The organism is Siccirubricoccus soli (assembly GCF_024178315.1).
GTDB classification, from domain to species: Bacteria; Pseudomonadota; Alphaproteobacteria; order Acetobacterales; family Acetobacteraceae; genus Siccirubricoccus; species Siccirubricoccus soli.
Genome location: NZ_JAMZIK010000253.1, coordinates 1 through 517 on the forward strand (window position 1 = coordinate 1; position 517 = coordinate 517).

Here is a 517-nt window from a genome sequence, read left to right on the forward strand (position 1 = left end):
GTGGCCCGAAGAGCAGGGCGAGGGCGATGCCCGCCAGTGCCGCTGCCGCCAGCAGGGCGAAGCCGATCAGCGGCGGGACGAGGCCATAGAGCGGTCCCGTGGCATAGGCGGCGCCGAACAGCAGCGCCACGCCGCCCGCCGCCAGCGCCGCCGGCGCCTGGTCCGGCCAGGGGAGGTTCGGCCGCACCGCCTCCGGCAGCCGCCGCAGCCAGAGCGCCCCGGCGACCATGGCCAAGCCCAGCAGCGCCGCCAGCACGCAGCGCGGCAGGGGGCCGAGCCAGCCCTCCTCCACCGCCGTCCGCACCAGGAAGATGCCGGCCAGCAGCAGCGCCCCGGCGCCCAGCCAGACACCCCAGCGCAAGGTCAGCGCCTCCTCCAGCCCCGGACGCGGTGGGGAAGGGGCAGGCGGGGGCGGCGCCTCGGGGGCGGCCGTGCTCGCCGCCACGGCTTCGGCGGGCTCGGCGGCCGGCGGCAGCGCCCAGGGGGAGGGGAGCGGGCCGCTGGGTGCGGCCGGCGC

The 517-nt window shown here is 80.1% G+C and carries 1 protein-coding gene; it reads right to left on the reverse strand.

Translation table 11 applies throughout. The features are described from left to right. A partial coding sequence (locus NJ376_RS27770; protein WP_252956602.1) for a DUF2339 domain-containing protein occupies positions 1-517 on the reverse strand: 517 nt, incomplete at both ends.